Origin of the sequence: Pseudomonas indica NBRC 103045 (assembly GCF_002091635.1) — a bacterium.
GTDB classification, from domain to species: Bacteria; Pseudomonadota; Gammaproteobacteria; order Pseudomonadales; family Pseudomonadaceae; genus Pseudomonas_M; species Pseudomonas_M indica.
Genome location: NZ_BDAC01000023.1, coordinates 1 through 16,717, shown reverse-complemented (window position 1 = coordinate 16,717; position 16,717 = coordinate 1). Strand labels below are relative to the sequence as shown.

At 64.1% G+C, this 16,717-nt stretch carries 18 protein-coding genes; 8 read left to right on the top strand and 10 right to left on the bottom strand.

From position 1 onward, the window contains the following. Positions 1 to 36 precede the first annotated feature (36 nt). The 7 genes from PIN01S_RS21685 to ehuR form a co-directional block, all read right to left on the bottom strand. The gene (locus PIN01S_RS21685; protein ID WP_084338898.1) at positions 37 to 687 is read right to left on the bottom strand and encodes a 7-cyano-7-deazaguanine/7-aminomethyl-7-deazaguanine transporter; all 651 of its coding nucleotides are present in this window, start codon (positions 685 to 687) and stop codon (positions 37 to 39) included. 103 nt (positions 688 to 790) lie between these two features. Next, entirely contained in the window at positions 791 to 1,273 is a 483-nt protein-coding gene (locus PIN01S_RS21680) for an Lrp/AsnC family transcriptional regulator (RefSeq protein ID WP_084338896.1), read from the bottom strand. A 17-nt stretch (positions 1,274 to 1,290) separates the two neighbouring features. After that, entirely contained in the window at positions 1,291 to 2,292 is a 1,002-nt protein-coding gene (gene doeB / locus PIN01S_RS21675) for a N(2)-acetyl-L-2,4-diaminobutanoate deacetylase DoeB (protein ID WP_084338894.1), read from the bottom strand. Between the two features lie 2 nt (positions 2,293 to 2,294). Further along, the gene (gene doeA, locus PIN01S_RS21670) at positions 2,295 to 3,485 is read right to left on the bottom strand and encodes an ectoine hydrolase DoeA (protein WP_084338892.1); all 1,191 of its coding nucleotides are present in this window, start codon (positions 3,483 to 3,485) and stop codon (positions 2,295 to 2,297) included. A 30-nt stretch (positions 3,486 to 3,515) separates the two neighbouring features. After that, positions 3,516 to 4,508, bottom strand: a complete 993-nt coding sequence (locus tag PIN01S_RS21665) for a cyclodeaminase (RefSeq protein WP_084338890.1) — start codon at positions 4,506 to 4,508, stop codon at positions 3,516 to 3,518. 36 nt (positions 4,509 to 4,544) lie between these two features. Beyond that, positions 4,545 to 5,516: a hydroxyectoine utilization dehydratase EutB gene (gene eutB / locus PIN01S_RS21660; protein WP_084338888.1), complete on the bottom strand. Its 972-nt coding sequence runs from the start codon at positions 5,514 to 5,516 to the stop codon at positions 4,545 to 4,547. Between the two features lie 123 nt (positions 5,517 to 5,639). Beyond that, complete coding sequence (ehuR, locus tag PIN01S_RS21655; protein ID WP_084338886.1) at positions 5,640 to 7,037, bottom strand: MocR-like ectoine utilization transcription factor EhuR; 1,398 nt, start codon at positions 7,035 to 7,037, stop codon at positions 5,640 to 5,642. Positions 7,038 to 7,267: 230 nt separating this feature from the next. Here ehuR and ehuB point away from each other — a divergent pair, with 230 nt between their 5' ends. The 4 genes from ehuB to ehuA all read left to right on the top strand — a co-directional run bounded on the left by ehuB (position 7,268) and on the right by ehuA (position 10,326). Next, the gene (ehuB, locus tag PIN01S_RS21650; protein WP_084338884.1) at positions 7,268 to 8,122 is read left to right on the top strand and encodes an ectoine/hydroxyectoine ABC transporter substrate-binding protein EhuB; all 855 of its coding nucleotides are present in this window, start codon (positions 7,268 to 7,270) and stop codon (positions 8,120 to 8,122) included. Positions 8,123 to 8,184: 62 nt separating this feature from the next. After that, positions 8,185 to 8,844: an ectoine/hydroxyectoine ABC transporter permease subunit EhuC gene (ehuC, locus tag PIN01S_RS21645; protein WP_084338882.1), complete on the top strand. Its 660-nt coding sequence runs from the start codon at positions 8,185 to 8,187 to the stop codon at positions 8,842 to 8,844. Continuing rightward, the gene (ehuD, locus tag PIN01S_RS21640; protein ID WP_084338880.1) at positions 8,841 to 9,503 is read left to right on the top strand and encodes an ectoine/hydroxyectoine ABC transporter permease subunit EhuD; all 663 of its coding nucleotides are present in this window, start codon (positions 8,841 to 8,843) and stop codon (positions 9,501 to 9,503) included. Before ehuC ends, ehuD begins: the two co-directional genes overlap by 4 nt. A 43-nt stretch (positions 9,504 to 9,546) precedes the next feature. Further along, entirely contained in the window at positions 9,547 to 10,326 is a 780-nt protein-coding gene (gene ehuA, locus PIN01S_RS21635) for an ectoine/hydroxyectoine ABC transporter ATP-binding protein EhuA (protein WP_084338878.1), read from the top strand. On the opposite strand, the gene PIN01S_RS21630 is transcribed toward ehuA, so the two are convergent. The 3 genes from PIN01S_RS21630 to PIN01S_RS21620 all read right to left on the bottom strand — a co-directional run bounded on the left by PIN01S_RS21630 (position 10,320) and on the right by PIN01S_RS21620 (position 12,196). After that, on the bottom strand, positions 10,320 to 10,595 hold the full coding sequence (locus PIN01S_RS21630; protein ID WP_084338876.1) for a PilZ domain-containing protein: 276 nt from the start codon (positions 10,593 to 10,595) through the stop codon (positions 10,320 to 10,322). The genes ehuA and PIN01S_RS21630 overlap by 7 nt on opposite strands. Positions 10,596 to 10,677: 82 nt before the next feature. Beyond that, a complete protein-coding gene (locus PIN01S_RS21625; protein ID WP_084338874.1) occupies positions 10,678 to 11,565 on the bottom strand; it encodes a lysophospholipid acyltransferase in 888 nt (295 codons plus the stop codon). Between the two features lie 82 nt (positions 11,566 to 11,647). Continuing rightward, positions 11,648 to 12,196: a DNA-3-methyladenine glycosylase I gene (locus PIN01S_RS21620; RefSeq protein ID WP_084338872.1), complete on the bottom strand. Its 549-nt coding sequence runs from the start codon at positions 12,194 to 12,196 to the stop codon at positions 11,648 to 11,650. 117 nt (positions 12,197 to 12,313) lie between these two features. On the opposite strand from PIN01S_RS21620, the gene glyQ reads away from it, so the two are divergent. From glyQ to PIN01S_RS21600, 4 genes are read left to right on the top strand one after another with little or no spacing between them, the layout of a single operon-like run. Continuing rightward, positions 12,314 to 13,264 carry a glycine--tRNA ligase subunit alpha gene (glyQ, locus tag PIN01S_RS21615; protein WP_084338870.1) on the top strand — a complete coding sequence of 317 codons (951 nt, stop codon included), beginning with the start codon at positions 12,314 to 12,316 and terminating at the stop codon, positions 13,262 to 13,264. After that, positions 13,261 to 15,315: a glycine--tRNA ligase subunit beta gene (gene glyS, locus PIN01S_RS21610; RefSeq protein ID WP_084338868.1), complete on the top strand. Its 2,055-nt coding sequence runs from the start codon at positions 13,261 to 13,263 to the stop codon at positions 15,313 to 15,315. Before glyQ ends, glyS begins: the two co-directional genes overlap by 4 nt. A gap of 51 nt (positions 15,316 to 15,366) precedes the next feature. Next, positions 15,367 to 15,906 (top strand): D-glycero-beta-D-manno-heptose 1,7-bisphosphate 7-phosphatase, encoded by a 540-nt coding sequence (gmhB, locus tag PIN01S_RS21605; RefSeq protein WP_084338866.1) that lies wholly within the window; start codon positions 15,367 to 15,369, stop codon positions 15,904 to 15,906. Continuing rightward, positions 15,907 to 16,680, top strand: coding sequence for a lysophospholipid acyltransferase family protein (locus tag PIN01S_RS21600; protein ID WP_084338864.1), 774 nt, complete (start codon positions 15,907 to 15,909; stop codon positions 16,678 to 16,680). Positions 16,681 to 16,717: the final 37 nt, after the last annotated feature.

The window sequence follows — 16,717 nt, the reverse complement described above, 5'->3', positions numbered from 1 at the left end:
CCGGGCCTGCTCGCCGCTTTTTTCTATGCGCGCCGCTCAGGCCAGCGCTGGCCGTTGCGGCAACAGGCGCATCAGGCCGTTCAGCAGCATCCCGTAGAGCGGCACGAACAGCAGCAGGCTGACGCTCAGCTTGACGCCGTAGTCCACGGTGGCGATTTCCACCCAATGCTCGGCCATGAAAGGGTTGCTGCTATGCCAGAAGGCCACGGAGAAAAACGCGAAGGTATCCAGCAAATTGCCCAGCACGGTGGAAGCCGCCGGGGCGATCCACCACTGGCGCAGGCGACGGAGCCGATCAAAGACCTGGATGTCGAGCACCTGTCCCAGTACGTAGGCCAGGAAGCTGGCCAGGGAAATCCGGCCGACGAAGCTGTTGAATTCGCCCAGCGACGCGGCGCCCTGAAAGGCACCGTCCTGGAAAAGCACCGAGACGACATAGGATGCCAGCAGCGCCGGCAGCATGACCCGGGCGATGACCTGCCGCGCCGGGGCCTTGCCCAACAGGCGTACGGTGAGATCGGTGGCGAGGAAGATGAACGGGAAGCTGAACGCGCCCCAGGTGGTTTGCCAGCCGAACAGGGTCATCGGCAACTGCACCAGGTAGTTGCTGGCAATGATGATGACGATGTGGAAAGCGATCAGCCCGGCCAGGGTGCCGCGTCGGTGCGAAGGGGAAAGCGTGTGCATGGAGCGCATCCTTTTTGAGTCATGGGGTGAGGGAACCCATTGCCGCAACCGGGATGGCTGCGTGCGGCGCGCATTCTAACTATTTCCTGACTCCTGGGATAGGTTACTGGTCGGCGATCAGTTCCGCCGGCACGCTGCCTTCGTCTGTCTTGATGGTTTTGGTGACGATATAGGTGAAGTAGCGCTCGATGCCGAGGTCTTCCAGCAAAAGCTGGTCGATGAAGCGCTGGTAATGATCGATGTCGCGCGCGCGGACCATCGCCAGGTAATCCACGCCGCCGCCGGTGGCGTAGCAGAAGGCGATCTCCGGCGCGGACGCCAGCCGCTCTTCGAAACGGCGCATGTCCTGGGCGGTATGCCGGGCCAGGGTGATTTCCACCAGCACCTGCTGGCTCTTGAACAGCGCTCCCCAGTCGATCTGCGCGCGATAGCCCTTGATCAGACCGGCCGCTTCCAGCTTGCGCACACGCTCCCAGGCCGGCGTGACCGAAAGATTGATCGCCTCGGCCAAGGCGGATTTGGTGGTCCGCCCTTCCTCGGCGAGGATGCGCAGGATCTTCAGGTCGTAGCGATCGAGCTTGTGCACGGTTTCATTCCTGGCGCTCAGCCAACGATATCGGCGATCACCGCCAGGGTATCGCCGCTCTTCACCAGCCCCGGAAAATGTCGGGCAGCCAGCAGGCCACTGCGCTGCGCGCGGTATTCCGCAGCCGGAACGCCGGTGCGCCCGAGGCTGTACACACGGGCGACGACCTCGCCTTTGATCACGCTGTCGCCAAGATCGCGGCACATCTCCAGCAGACCGTCGTCTTCGCTGGCAACGAAGCAGTCGCCATCCGGCATGTCCAGCATCACCGACTTGGCCGTATCGACCTCGCCACGCAGCAAGCCGAAGTGGATCAGCACGTTGCGCACACCGCGTTCGGCGATGGCCAGGCTTTTCGCCGTGCTGGAACCGCCGCCGCCGAGTTCGGTGGTCACGAACACCTTGCCTTGCTCTTCGGCGGCGCAGTCGTACATGCCCACGGCATCCAGCTCCAGCATGCGCATGCAGTAGGGCGCGGAGAACGCCCGCATGCCGGCTTCGCAGCGGGCCTGCTGGGCCTTGTCCGGCAATACGTGGCAGGCGGCGAACGGCAGGAAGTCCAGCGTCTTGCCACCGGAGTGGATGTCCAGCACCACATCCGCCATGGGCAGCAAATAGCGCTGGAAGTAGTCGGCGATCTTTTCCGTCACCGTGCCGTCCGGCTTGCCGGGAAAGCTGCGGTTGAGGTTGCCCTTGTCGATGGGTGAGGTGCGCGTGCCGGCCCGCACCGCCGGCGCGTTCATGAACGGCACGATGATGACCCGTCCGCTCACCGCATCGACATCCAGCCCTTGGGCCAACTTGCTCAGCGCCAGCGGTCCCTCGTATTCGTCGCCATGGTTGCCGCCCGTGAGCAAAGCGGTGGGGCCGGTGCCGGTCTTCACCACCGTCAGCGGAATCATCACCGCGCCCCAGGCCGAGTCGTCGCGGGAGTAGGGCAGTTTGAGGAAGCCGTGCTGCACGCCGTCGCGATCGAAATCGACCGTGGGGCTGATGGGGTTGTCGCGCAGTTCTCTCATCTTCAGTCCTTCACGAACAGTTGGCGCGGTACCTGGCAGAAGGTGTCCACACCGGTCTCGGTGATCAGGATGCTTTCGGTGATTTCCAGGCCCCAGTCGTCCATCCACAGGCCCGGCATGAAGTGGAAGGTCATGCCCGGCTGCAGCACGCTGTCGTCGCTCGGGCGCAGGCTCATGGTGCGCTCGCCCCAGTCCGGCGGGTAACTGATACCGATCGGATAGCCGCAACGGCTGTCCTTGTGGATGCCGAACTTCTGCAGTACGCCGAAGAAGGCGCGGGCGATGTCACCCGTGGTGTTGCCGGGCTTGGCCGCATCCAGGCCGGCGGCGATGCCCTCCACCACGGCTTTCTCGGCATCGAGGAAGTGCTGCGGCGGTTTGCCCAGATAGATGGTGCGCGACAGCGGGCAGTGGTAGCGCTTGTAGCAGCCGGCGATCTCGAAGAAGGTACCGGCGCCCGGCTGGAACTGGCTGTCGTCCCAGGTCAGGTGCGGCGCGCTGGCGTCCGCGCCGGTCGGCAGCAGCGGCACGATGGCCGGATAGTCGCCGCCGTATCCATCGGCACCGAGGGTGCCGACGCGGTAGATCTCGGCCACCAGTTCGTTCTTGCGCAGCCCCGGCTCGATCCGCTCGTAGATCGCCGCATGCATCTTCTCGACGATGCGCGCGGCTACGCGCATGTAGGCGATTTCCTGGCTCGACTTCACCGCCCGCTGCCAGTTGACCAGCCCGGTGGCATCGACGAAGCGTGCGCCTGGCAGGTGCTGCTGCAGGGAACGGTAGGCGGCGGCACTGAAATAGTAGTTGTCCATTTCCACGCCCAAGGCCAGGCCATCCCAGCCCCGCGCGGCGATCACTTCGTGCGCGAGGTAGTCCATCGGATGCCGCTCCGTGGACTGCACGTAGTGGTCGGGATAGCCAACGATATTGGCCGGCTCCATGAACACCGTGCGGCGCGCGCCATTGGCATCCTGCCCGCGACCGAACCAGACCGGCTCGCCGTCCAGCGCCAGCAGCACGCACTGGTGGACATAGAACGACCAGCCGTCGTAGCCGGTCAGCCAGGCCATGTTCGACGGATCGGTGACGATCAGCAGTTCGATACCGCGGGCCTGCATGGCCGTGCGCACCTTGATCAGGCGTTGGGCATATTCCTCTCGGGAAAAGGGGAGGTTGACGACGATCTCGGACATGATGCGGTGCCCTCGCGAGGTGAATGTGGTTCAGCTGGAAAAGACGAAGCCCTTGCCCGCCGCTCGCGCCCGCTCGAAAGCGAAGTTGGCGATGGCGGTGTCCTGGGCGCCGGTGCCGGTCAGGTCGCACAGGGTGATCTGACCGGCATCGGTACGGCCTGGCCGTTGCCCGGCGATCACCTGGCCCAGTTCGATGCAGGTGGAAAGATCGGCGACGGTTCCCGCAACCAGGGCGTGGTGCAGTTCGCCAAGCACGCGGGTCTGGCTCAGGCGGTCGGCGACGTAGCGGTCGACAGCGCCCAGGACGGCGGGGGCGATCTCGTTCTTGTGCTCGGCGTCCGAACCCATGGCGGTGATGTGCAGGCCCGGCCGCAGGTGATGGGGCTGTATCAGCGGCTCGCTGCTGGGGGTGGCGGTCACGGCGATATCGGCATTGGCCAAAGCATCGTCGACGCTATCGCAGGCGGTCGCCGACAGATCCAGCGCGCTTTCGGCCCAATCGGCGAAGCCCCGCGCCTTGACGGCATCCCTAGCCCAGACACGAACCCTGCGCAGCGGCCGCACCAGCCGCAAGGCCTGCAATTGCAGCCGGGCTTGCTCGCCGGCACCGATGATCGCCACCTCGGCGGCGTCTTCCCGTGCCAGCCAGCTCGCCGCCACCGCCCCGGCCGCCGCAGTACGCACGGCGGTCAGGTAGCCGTTGTCGAGCAGCAGCGCGTCGAGCAGGCCGGTGTGGGCGCTGAGCAGCATCATCATGCCGTTCAGGCTGGGCAGGCCGCGTTTCGGATTGTCGAAAAAGCCCGGGCTGACCTTGATGGCGAACCGCGGCACGCCGGGCAGGTAGGCAGTCTTCACGTCCACTTCGCCGTTGTGCTCGGGAATGTCCAGGCGCAGGACCGGCGGCATCGCCACGGCTGCCGTGGCGAGCAGACGGAAGGCGTTTTCCACCGCCGCAAGGCTTTCCAGGTCGAGCGCCACACAGGCACGCAGATCGTTTTCACTGAGCAGAACGGTGTCAGCCATAGAGCCTCCCGCAGGGTTCCGAGGGACGGACGCGCATCAACGATCCGCGCCGTTGAGCACCCGCAGGTGCTGTTCGATATCCACATTGCGCCCACTCACCACAACCACCGTTGGGCCACGCGGTTCGACCACGCCCTCGAGCAGGGCCGCGATACCCACCGCCGCCGCACCCTCCAGCACTTGGCGTTCCTCGCGGTAGGCATGGCGAATCCCGGCGGCGATCAAAGGCTCGTCGAGCAGGTGCACCCGGTCGCAGAGTTCTCGGGTGAGGGCGAAAGTGTGGCGATTGTCCAGGCCGATACCACCGCCGAGGGAATCCGCCAGCGTCGGCAATTCCTCGACCTCGACGGGATGACCGGCCTGGAGGCTGGCGTACATGGCTGCGCCACGGCGCATGCTGACGCCGTGCAGGCGGATGTCCGGATCGATACCTTTGAGCGCCAACCCGATGCCGGCGAACAGACCGCCGCCGGAAAGCGGCACCAGCACGTCGCGGACATCCGGGCATTGATCGAGGATTTCCAGACCGAGGGTGCCCTGACCGGCAATGATCGCCGGATGATCGAAGGGGGGCAGGAAGATCGCCCCCTGGTCGCGGGCGATCCGCTCGGCTTCTGCCTGGGCGTCGTCCTGGCTGTGCCCGACGATGCGCACCTCGGCACCCAGGCTGCGAATCGCCTCGACCTTGTTCGCCGGCACCAGGTCCGACAGGCAGACGACGGCCTTCACCCCCAGCTGGCTCGCCGCGTGGGCCAGGGCCCGGCCATGGTTGCCGGTGGATGCGGTGACGACCCCACGCCACTTCTCTTCGTCGCTCAGTTGGGCGAGGGCATTGGTCGCACCACGCAGCTTGAAGCTGCCGGTGATCTGTTGCGATTCCAGCTTGAGCCACACCGGAACGCCCAGCCGGCGGCTGAGGCTGGGGGAGAGATCGAGAGGCGTCTGCCGTACCAGGCCCTGGATGCGCTGGCGGGCGGCATGGAGCGCGTCGAGTGGAATGGCGGCCATCTGAACCGAGTCCCATCGAAGGATAGATGGGGGCCGAGTGTAAGAGGCGGTTTTCCCACCGCCGAATGTACTAGGACGCTATTTTTCCGGGCGAGGGGCGAACCGTTCGGAGCCGGTCGCCTATCAGAAATCGTGGATTTTCGGATACTGCCCGAACACCTCGCGCACGCTCCGCAGCCCCTTGTACACCTGCGCTTCGCTGCATTCGGCCCCGACGCACAGGCGCACCGCCCGTGGCCGGGGCATGCCGGGTGGGATGAACGGATCGGGCAAGGTCAGGGCAACGTGCCGATGGCGCAGTTCACGCAGCAGGCTGTCGGTTTCCCAATGTTCCGGTACGCGCAACCAGGCGTTCAGCGAATAGGGATGGTTACCGAGCAGATGGTCGCCCAGCTCCTTCTCGACCGCTGCCTGACGATTGGCCAGCAGGACGCGTTGCCGCTTCACCAACGCCTCGGCGTCGCCGCTATCGATCCAGCGTGTCGCGATCTCGCCGAGCAGCGGCGTGGCCATCCAACTGTTCACCCGCAGGATGCTTTCGGTGCGCAGGGCCAGCCGCTTGGGCATGGCCAGGTAACCGATGCGCAGCCCGGCCATCACCGACTTGGTCATGCTGGTGCTGTAGAACGACAATTCGGGCAGGTAATGGCTGATCGGCCGGACCTCCTGTTGACCGGCCAGCAATGGGCCGTAGACGTCGTCTTCGATCACGTGGACGCCGTAGCGCCGGGCGATTTCGGCGATCTCCCGGCGGCGTGCATCCGGCATTACGCAACTGGTGGGATTGTTCAGGTTCGGCGTGCAAACCAACGCGGTGATCCGCTCGTTGCCGCACATGTCCTCGAAGTGTTCCGGGTCGAGGCCATGGCGGTCCATTTCCAGCCCTTTGAGGGTGAAGCCGAGTACCTGGGAGCTGCCGATCACGCCGTGGTCCGACAATCCCTCGCAAAGCACCACGTCGTCGGGCCCGGCCAGGGAGGCGAGGGCCAGGAAGATACCGTGGGCCGCACCATTGGTAAGCAGCAGGTCCTGGCTGTCCACCTCCAGCCCGAGGCGGCGCAGCCAGCGCACCCCGGCCTCGCGATGCGTTTCGAAACCAGCGATCGGGCGGAACGCACGAATCCAGGGCTGGTTGGCTTCGCCGGCCAGTTCCAGGCAGGTGCGCTGCCAGAGGCGATCATGATCCGCAGTGTGGACGATCCGGGCGATGGAAAAGTCCAGCAGGGCCCGCTCGTTGTGATCGAGCATGGAGCTGGCGACCTTCTCGCTGGTCCGCCGGGACACGAAGCTGCCGCGGCCCACCTCGCAGCGCACATGCCCCTGGCGCTCCAACTCCTTGTAGGCATTGGTCACCGTCTGCACGCTGATGCCCAGGGAATCGGCCACCTGGCGCTGTGGCGGCAGGCGCTGGCCATCGCTGAGGACACCCTCTTCGATGTCGGTGACGATGGCCTGCACCAGGCGCTTGTATTTCGATTCGCCATAACGCGTGGCGGACAGGGCCTCCTTCCAGCGTTGCATCCTCGCACCCCGTAGTGGCTTGACTGGCGCACAGCATCCCGCGTCCCGGGGCCTCCTTCAATTGTCCTAGTGCAATACCACGACGAAACCCGCTTTTGTATGCTCGGCCCAGGGTCGGGAAATCCCAATGACGAAACGAGAACAAAATCCCCGCCCAGCGCTCTTTCACTCTGCCTCCTAACACAGCGTTCCGCCCTTTGGCGGGCCCACAATAAAACAGGAGATTCACGATGAGCCGCGTCATTCCCACCACCTACCGTCGCCTGACTGTCGCCCTCGGCGCGCTCGGCATTGCCTTCGCCGGCTGCCTGGCGCAGGCCGATACCCTGGCGAAGGTCAAGGAAACCAGCAGCGTCCGCATCGGCTATGCCAACGAAACGCCATTCGCCTACACCGCGCTCGACGGCAGTGTGACCGGCGAATCGCCGGAGATCGTGCGTAAGGTGTTCGAGCGCATGGGCATCAAGACCGTCGAGCCGGTACTGACCGAATGGGGCTCGCTGATTCCCGGCCTGCGCGCCGGACGTTTCGACCTGATCGCCGCCGGCATGTACATCACTCCCGAACGCTGCAAACAGGTGGTGTTCACCGATCCGCACTATCAGTTGCCGGATACCCTGTTGGTCGCCAAGGGCAACCCGAAGAAGCTCGGCAGCTACGCGGATATCGCAGGCAACCCCGACGTGAAGCTGGCGATCATGTCCGGCACGGTGAACCTCGGCTACGCCCGGGAGGCAGGTATCAAGGACGAGCAGATCCTCCAGGTGCCGGATACCACCGCCCAGTTGCAAGCGGTGCGCAGCGGTCGCGCCGATGCCGCCGTGGGCACTCAGCTGACCATGAAGGGCTTGGCCCAGAAGGGCGGCGACAAGGTGGAGGCCATCGCCGAGTTCAAGGACGACCCGGCCCATACCGGCTATGGCGCCCTGGCGTTCCGCCCGGAGGACAAGGCACTTCGCGACGCGGTCAACGAAGAGCTGAAGAAATGGCTCGGCAGCGAGGAGCACCTGAAAACCGTCGAGCCATTCGGCTTCGACCGCTCCAACCTCACCGACAAGACCGCCGCCGAGCTGTGCGGGCAGTGAAGCACCGGCGCCCCTCGCGGGCGCTTTCCCTGCGGCTCGCCATGCCCTGATCGGTACGCGTTATGAATGAATTGATTCCCCTTCTGCTGCAAGGCGCCTGGATGACGGTCCAGGTAACGTTCTGGGGTTCGCTGCTGGCCATCGTATCGGCCATCGTCGCCGCACTCGGCCGGCTTTCGTCGGTCCCCGCGTTACGCTGGCTGGCGATCACCTACATCGAGGTGTTCCGCGGCACGTCCCTGCTGGTGCAACTGTTCTGGCTCTACTTCGTTCTGCCGATGCCGCCATTCAATATTGAGATGAGTGCCTTCGCCGTGGCCATCCTCGGCCTGGGCCTGCACATCGGCGCCTACGGGGCAGAAGTCATGCGGGGCGCCATCCGCTCGGTGGCCAAGGGGCAGTACGAGGCCTGCCAGGCGTTGAACATGAGCCCGTTCAAGCGCTTCTACCGGATCGTCCTGCCGCAGGCGCTGCTGGCGGCCATTCCTCCCGGCACCAATCTGCTCATCGAGCTGCTGAAAAATACTTCGCTGGTATCGCTCATCACCCTGTCCGACCTGGCGTTCCGTGCCCGACAACTGGACCAGGCGACCTTCATGACCCTGGAAATCTTCGCCCTGACGCTGCTGCTGTATTTCCTCCTGGCGCAGGTCATCAACCTCGGCATGCGCATGCTGGAACGCCGCCTGAGCCGCGGCCGGATGCAAGGGGGCCTGTCATGAACCTGTTCGACTGGTCCTTCGCCTGGCATATCCTGCCCGACCTGCTGCGTGCTTCCCTGAATACCCTGACGATCACCCTGCTCGGTTTCGCCATTGCCGTCGCGGCCGGCCTGCTGCTGGCCATCGGCCGACGCAGCCGCCACCTGTGGCTGTCCTGGCCGGTCGCGGGGTTGATCGAGTTCATCCGCAGCACACCGCTGCTGATCCAGGTGTATTTCCTGTTCTACGTCTTTCCCAACTACGGCCTCAACCTCACTGCGATGCAGGCGGGCATCCTCGGTATCGCCCTGCATTACGCCTGCTATACCGCCGAGGTCTATCGTGCCGGGCTGGATGCCGTACCGCGCGGCCAGTGGGAAGCCGTGACCGCCTTGAACATGGCGCCACTGACCGCATACCGCGACATCATCCTGCCGCAGGCCCTGCGCCCGATCCTGCCGGCACTGGGCAACTACCTGGTAGCGATGCTGAAAGACACGCCGGTGCTGTCTGCCATCACGGTGGTGGAGATCATGCAACAGGCCAAGAACATCGGTTCGGAGAGCTTCCGCTATCTGGAACCGATCACCATGGTCGGCCTGTTCTTCCTGATTCTCAGCCTCGGCCTCGCCTGGTTCGTACGTCGGCTGGAAGGGCGCCTGGAGCTGGCCCCCCGATGAATCCGACTTCCCTGCACCTTGCTGACCGTTGAGGGAGAAAGCCATGCCACAACCCATCGTCCGCTTCACCGACGTCACCAAGCGCTACGGCAACCTGACCGTGCTGAACAACCTCAACCTGGACGTGGAAGCCGGGGAAAAGGTCGCCATCATCGGGCCCAGCGGCTCGGGCAAGTCGACCCTGCTGCGAGCCCTGATGACCCTCGAGGACATCGATGAAGGCATCATTACCGTCGATGACGAACCCCTCACCCACATGCCTGCCCGGGACGGCCGCCTGGTGCGCGCCAACGCACGCCACCAGCGGAAGGTACGCGGGAAGATCGGCATGGTGTTCCAGAGCTTCAACCTCTTTCCGCACATGAGCGCCTTGCAGAACGTGATGGAAGCGCCAGTGCAGGTGCTCGGCCTGGACAGGAAGGAAGCCCGCGAGCGGGCATGCGAGCTGCTGGACATGGTCGGCCTCGGCGAAAAGCACGATCATTACCCCTCGCAGCTCTCCGGTGGCCAGCAACAGCGCGTGGCCATTGCCCGCGCGCTGGCGATGCGACCCAAAGTAATGCTGTTCGACGAAGTGACCTCGGCGCTCGACCCGGAGTTATGCGGCGAAGTGCTCAGCGTGATCCGCCGACTCGGTGCCGAGCACAGCCTGACCATGCTGATGGTCACCCACCAGATGGGCTTCGCGCGCGAATTCGCCGATCGTATCTGCTTTTTTCATCAGGGCCGCATTCATGAGCAGGGCACACCGGCGGAGCTTTTCGGCAACCCCCGGGAAGATCGCACACGCTGTTTTCTCAGCGCGGTGAACGAAGCTCAGTGAGACTCATCGGCACCGAGAAAGCGCAGGCCGGCACCCTCGGCGTCGACCCGCATCACTTCCATCTGCAGGATCGGTGCTTCGATGGGCAGGTCCTGCACCTGGCCGGTGACCTGGCTGCCGGGTTCCAGCGCAGCGAGTTCGGGGTGTCGGACGTAGACACCGCCGTCCGACAGGTCACGAGTCTGGGCGATCAGCTCGCCGAAGCTCGGGTGGCTGATCTTGATGCGGCATTTCATCGGTGTACGGGGGAACTGTCGCTGGTTGGCCATGGCTGGGCTGCCATCCGTGGAAGTTAGCGGTTAATACCTCAATTACACGGCGCAGGCTAGCCAACCCTGGGTTGGCCGGCCCTCAGTACCACTTTTTCTCGCCGTCCGGGCGTTTCTTGAAACGTTTCATCGTCCACATGTACTGGCTCGGATAGGCCCGCACGTACTTTTCGATCACGCCGCTCATGGCCGCCACGGCGGTTTCGGTGTCGTCGCTGTACATCGCTTCCGGCGCGGCTTCGAGGATCACCTTATAGCCCGAGCCGTCCGGCAGACGAACAGCATGGAGGAACACACCAACCGCCTTGCCCCCCGCAAGCATGCCGGGCACGAATTTGCTGGTCAGCGCCTGGATGGCGCAGAAGGGCACGAACACACCGCTGGACCGGCTCGGTTCCGGATCGGCGGGAATGCCCACGGCGCCGCCCTTGCGGACTTCCTTGATGACGCTGAGGATGCCTTCCTTGGTGGAAGGGGCGACCCGGTTACCCATCTGCACGCGCTGCTTCTGCAGCAATTCGTCCACCGCCTTCAGCTTCGGCGGGCGGTAGAAGATGATGGGTTTGCACTGCGAGCAATAGAAGTGATTCAGCACTTCCCAATTACCCAGGTGGCTAGTGATGCCGACCACGCCCTTGCCGGACGCCAACGCGGAATGCAGGACTTCGAGCCCCTCCACGTCGCGCACCAGGCGCAGGGACTTTTCCGCTGGCCAGATCCAGGCGCAGGCGCTTTCGGTGAGCGTCCGGCCGATATCCATCAGGCTGCGGCGCAACAGGTCTTCCAAGGCGGATTTTTCCAGCTCCGGAAAGCATTTTTCCAAGTTGATGCGCGCAACCTCGCGTGACCGGTTCGGCAGGCGCCACATCAGCCAGCCGAGCGCCGCACCGACCGCCTGCACCACGCGCCAGGGCAACAGCGCGAAGAGGCGCAGAAAACCCACGACCAGCGCGCCCTTGAACTTCTCCACAGCGAACTCCCGGAAGATGTCGAAAAAAGGCGGCCATTGTAACGGATCGTCCGCGACCTGAACGGGCTTCCGGTCGCGCTCCCTACCCGAGTGCCGCGTAGCGATCGCAATCCTGGGTATGGTCCATCACCATGCCGGCCGCCTGCATGTAGGCGTAGCAGATGGTCGGGCCGACGAAGGTAAATCCCTTTTTCTTCAATGCCTTGCTCATGGCCTCGGCTTCGGGCGTCACCGCTGGCACTTCGGAGCGGTCGCGGAAACGGTTGATCTTCGGCTCACCACCGACGAAGGACCAGAGCAGCTCGACCGGGTCTTCCAGTTCCAGCCAGGCCCGGGCGTTCTGCCGTGCGGCATTGAGTTTCAGGCGGTTGCGGATGATGCCGGGGTCCTGCATCCGCTCCTCGATCTCGGCATCGCTCATCGCGGCCAGACGGGCGGGATCGAAACCGAACAGGACTTCACGATAGCGCTCGCGCTTCTTCAGCACAGTGATCCAGGACAGTCCAGCCTGGAAGCCCTCCAGCAGGAGCAACTCGAACAACTTGCCGGGGTCGCGTTGCGGCACGCCCCATTCCTCGTCGTGATAGGCCATGTAGAGAGGATCATCGGTACACCAGAAGCAGCGTGGCATAAGGCTTTCCATGCGGTAGAGGCGAGGTTTAATCGGGTATACTTCGGCGCTTTATGACGTCGACGAAGCGGCTGGGATACGCCCGTCGCTTCCCAGCTCCAGCACAGGTGAAAATTCGTGAGCCAGACTACGCCCGCCGTGCGCACCTTCCAAGACCTGATCCTGGCCCTCCAGCAGTATTGGGCCGAGCAGGGCTGCGTGGTGCTCCAGCCCTACGACATGGAAGTAGGCGCCGGTACCTTCCACACCGCCACTTTCCTCCGCGCCATCGGCCCGGAAATCTGGAACGCCGCCTACGTGCAGCCTTCCCGTCGCCCAGCCGACGGCCGCTATGGCGAAAACCCCAACCGCCTGCAGCACTATTACCAGTTCCAGGTGGTGCTCAAGCCGAACCCGGAGAACTTCCAGGAGCTGTACCTGGGCTCGCTGAAGGCCATCGGCATCGACCCGCTGGTCCATGACATCCGCTTCGTCGAAGACAACTGGGAATCGCCGACGCTCGGCGCCTGGGGCCTGGGCTGGGAGATCTGGCTGAACGGCATGGAAGTCACCCAGTTCACCTACTTCCAGCAAGTCGGCGGCATCGAGTGCTATCCGGTGACCGGCGAGATCACCTATGGCCTGGAACGCCTGGCCATGTACCTGCAGGGCGTCGACTCGGTCTACGACCTGATCTGGACCGATGGCCCGTTCGGTACCGTTACTTACGGCGACGTGTTCCACCAGAACGAAGTGGAACAGTCCACCTACAACTTCGAGCATGCCAACGTGCCGGAGCTGTTCCGCCTGTTCGATTTCTACGAGTCGGAAGCCAACCGCCTGATCGAGCTGCAACTGCCGTTGCCGACCTATGAAATGGTGCTGAAGGCCTCCCACACCTTCAACCTGCTGGATGCACGCCGTGCCATTTCGGTGACCGAGCGACAGCGCTATATCCTGCGCGTGCGCACCCTGGCCCGCGCGGTGGCGCAGAGCTACCTGCAGGCGCGCGCCCGCCTCGGCTTCCCCATGGCCACCCCCGAATTGCGTGAAGAAGTGATGGCCAAGCTGAAGGAGGCCGCGGAATGAGTGCACAAGATTTTCTCGTCGAACTGGGCACCGAAGAGCTGCCGCCGAAAGCCCTGAAATCCCTCGGCGACGCCTTCCTCGCCGGGATCGAGAAGGGCCTCAAGGGCGCCGGCCTGGCCTATGCGTCAGCCCGTGTGTTCGCTGCCCCGCGCCGACTGGCCGTGCTGATCGAGCAACTGGCTACCCAGCAACCGGACCGCAGCCACAGTGTCGACGGCCCGCCGCTGCAAGCCGCGTTCGACGCCAACGGCAACCCGACCCAGGCTGCGCTCGGTTTCGCCAAGAAATGCGGCGTCGATCTGGAGCAGATCGACAAGAGCGGACCCAAGCTGAAATTCAGCCAGACCATTCCCGGCCAGCCGGCCGTCGGCCTATTGCCCGGTATCGTCGAGGCCTCACTGAACGAGCTGCCGATTCCCAAGCGCATGCGCTGGGCTGCACGCAAGGAAGAGTTCGTTCGTCCGACCCAGTGGCTGGTGATGCTGTTCGGCGATCAGGTCGTCGAGTGCGAGATCCTCGCCCAGAAGGCCGGCCGCGAGTCCCGTGGCCATCGTTTCCACAGTCCAGGCAAGGTGCATATCTCGCGTCCGTCCACCTATCTGGAAGACCTGCGAGGTGCCTATGTACTGGCCGATTTCGCCGAGCGCCGCGAGCTGATCTCTGGCCGTGTCGCCGAACTGGCCGCCGCGCAGCAGGGCAGTGCGATCGTTCCGGCTGATCTGTTGGACGAAGTGACGGCCCTGGTGGAATGGCCGGTACCGCTGGTCTGCTCCTTCGAGGAACGCTTCCTCGAAGTACCACAGGAAGCGCTGATCTCCACCATGCAGGACAACCAGAAGTACTTCTGCCTGCTGGATGCCAAGGGCAAGCTGCTGCCGCGCTTCATCACCGTGGCCAACATCGAAAGCCAGGACCCGGCTCAGATCGTATCCGGCAACGAGAAGGTCGTGCGTCCGCGCCTCACCGACGCCGAGTTTTTCTTCAAGCAGGACAAGAAACAGAAGCTGGAAAGCTTCAATCAGCGTCTGGCCAACGTGGTATTCCAGGCGCAGCTGGGCTCGGTGTTCGAGAAAGCCGAGCGGGTCTCCAAACTCGCCGCGTTCATCGCCGAGCGTGTTGGCGGCGATGCCGAGCGCGCAGCCCGCGCCGGCCTGCTGTCCAAGTGCGACCTGGCCACCGAGATGGTCGGCGAGTTCCCCGAAATGCAGGGCATCGCCGGCTACTACTACGCCCTCAACGACGGCGAGCCGGAAGATGTTGCCCTCGCTCTGAACGAGCAGTACATGCCACGCGGCGCCGGCGCCGAACTGCCGACCACGCTGACAGGCGCTGCCGTGGCGGTTGCCGACAAGCTGGATACGCTGGTCGGCATCTTCGGCATCGGCATGCTTCCCACCGGCAGCAAGGACCCTTACGCCCTGCGCCGTGCCGCCCTCGGCGTACTGCGCATCCTGATCGAGAAGCAGCTCGACCTGAATCTGGCCGACGCCCTCGAATTCGCCGCCCGGCAATACGCCGACAAGGTCAAGTCGGACGGCCTGGTGGCCCAGGTCCAGGACTTCGTCTTCGACCGTCTGCGTGCCCGTTACGAAGACGAAGGCATCGACGTTGCCGCCTACCTCTCGGTGCGTGCACTGCAGCCCGGCTCCGCGCTGGACTTCGACCAGCGCGTACAGGCCGTGCAGGTGTTCCGTCAGTTGCCGGAAGCTGAAACCCTGGCCGCCGCCAACAAACGCGTATCCAACCTGCTGGCCAAGTTCGAAGGCGAGGTTCCGGTGAATGTCGACGGCTCGCTGCTTCAGGAGCCCGCCGAGAAGGTCCTGGCCCAGGCCCTGGCGGCGGCTGACGAAGCCGTGGCACCGCTTGCCTCGGCACGCTGCTACCGTGAGGCCCTGGAGCGCCTGGCGAGCCTGCGCGAGCCAGTAGATGCCTTCTTCGACGCAGTCTTGGTCAACGCCGAAGACAGCGCCGTGCGGGCCAACCGCTATGCGTTGCTCGCGCGTCTGCGTGGGTTGTTCCTCGGCGTTGCCGATATTTCGCTACTGGGCTGAAAGCACGGGCTCTGGTCTTTCGAGATCTGGAGCCCCGTTGCACGAATACGTATGAAACTGATCGTTCTCGACCGTGACGGAGTCATCAACCAGGACTCCGATGAGTTTGTGAAGAACCTGGACGAGTGGATTCCCATTCCCGGTTCCATCGAAGCCATTGCGCGCCTTTCCAAGGCCGGCTGGACGATAGCAGTGGCCACCAACCAATCCGGCGTGGCGCGCGGGCTGTTCGATATGACCATGCTCACCGACATGCACCTGAAGATGCAGAAGCTGGTGATGGAGCAGGGCGGGCGTATCGATCTGATCGTGCATTGCCCCCATGGGCCCAAGGACGGCTGCGAATGCCGCAAACCGAAGCCCGGCATGTTCCGTACCATCGCCGAGCATTTCGAACTTCCCGATCTCCAGGGCGTACCCGTGGTCGGAGACAGTCACCGCGATCTGCACGCCGGGCTTATGCTGGGCGGCACGCCCTACTTGGTGAAGACCGGCAAGGGCTTGCGCACGCTGGAAAGCAACCTGCCCCCGGGTACCCAGGTCTTCGATGACCTCGCCGCCGTGGTCGACCACTTGCTCAAGGACCGATAGATGAGCTTCACCCTGCGAATCAGGACCTTCCTGTTCTACCTCCTGCTCTCTGCCAGCGCCTTTTTCTGGGGCATTCTCAGCGTCCTGATCGGGCCCTTCCTGCCGTTTCGTGCACGCTACCGCTTCATCGTCCAGGCTTGGTGCCGCATGGCTGTCTGGCTGGCCCGCGTCATGGTGGGCATCCGCTATGAAATAAAAGGGCTGGAGAACATTCCCGAGCGCCCCTGCGTGATCCTGGCGAAGCATCAGAGCACCTGGGAAACCTTCTTCCTCTCCGGTTACTTCGAGCCTCTGAGCCAGGTGCTGAAACGCGAACTGCTGTTCGTCCCATTCTTCGGCTGGGCGATGGCGCTGCTGCGCCCCATCGCCATTGATCGCAGCAATCCCAAGGCAGCCCTCAAGCAACTTGCCAAGCAGGGCCACGAAAGGCTGGAACAGGGCGCCTGGGTACTGGTGTTCCCCGAAGGTACCCGTGTACCGGCCGGACAGATCGGCAAGTTTTCCCGGGGAGGGGCGGCACTGGCCGTCAACGCCAACCTGCCGGTCCTGCCCATCGCCCACAACGCCGGCGAATTCTGGCCGAAAGAGGGCTGGAGCAAGCGCCCCGGCATCATCCAGGTGGTGATCGGCCCCGCGCTGTATGCGGAGTCCACCGGTCCACGTGCCATTGCCGAACTCAACGACCGCGCCTTCGCCTGGGTCGAACAGACCCAGCGGGAAATCGGGGCCCTGCCACCGACCGCCGTACCGATCGATACCGCAGCGCCTGTCTGAACGAAGGTAGCGACCAATAAAAAAGCCGGCCCGAGGG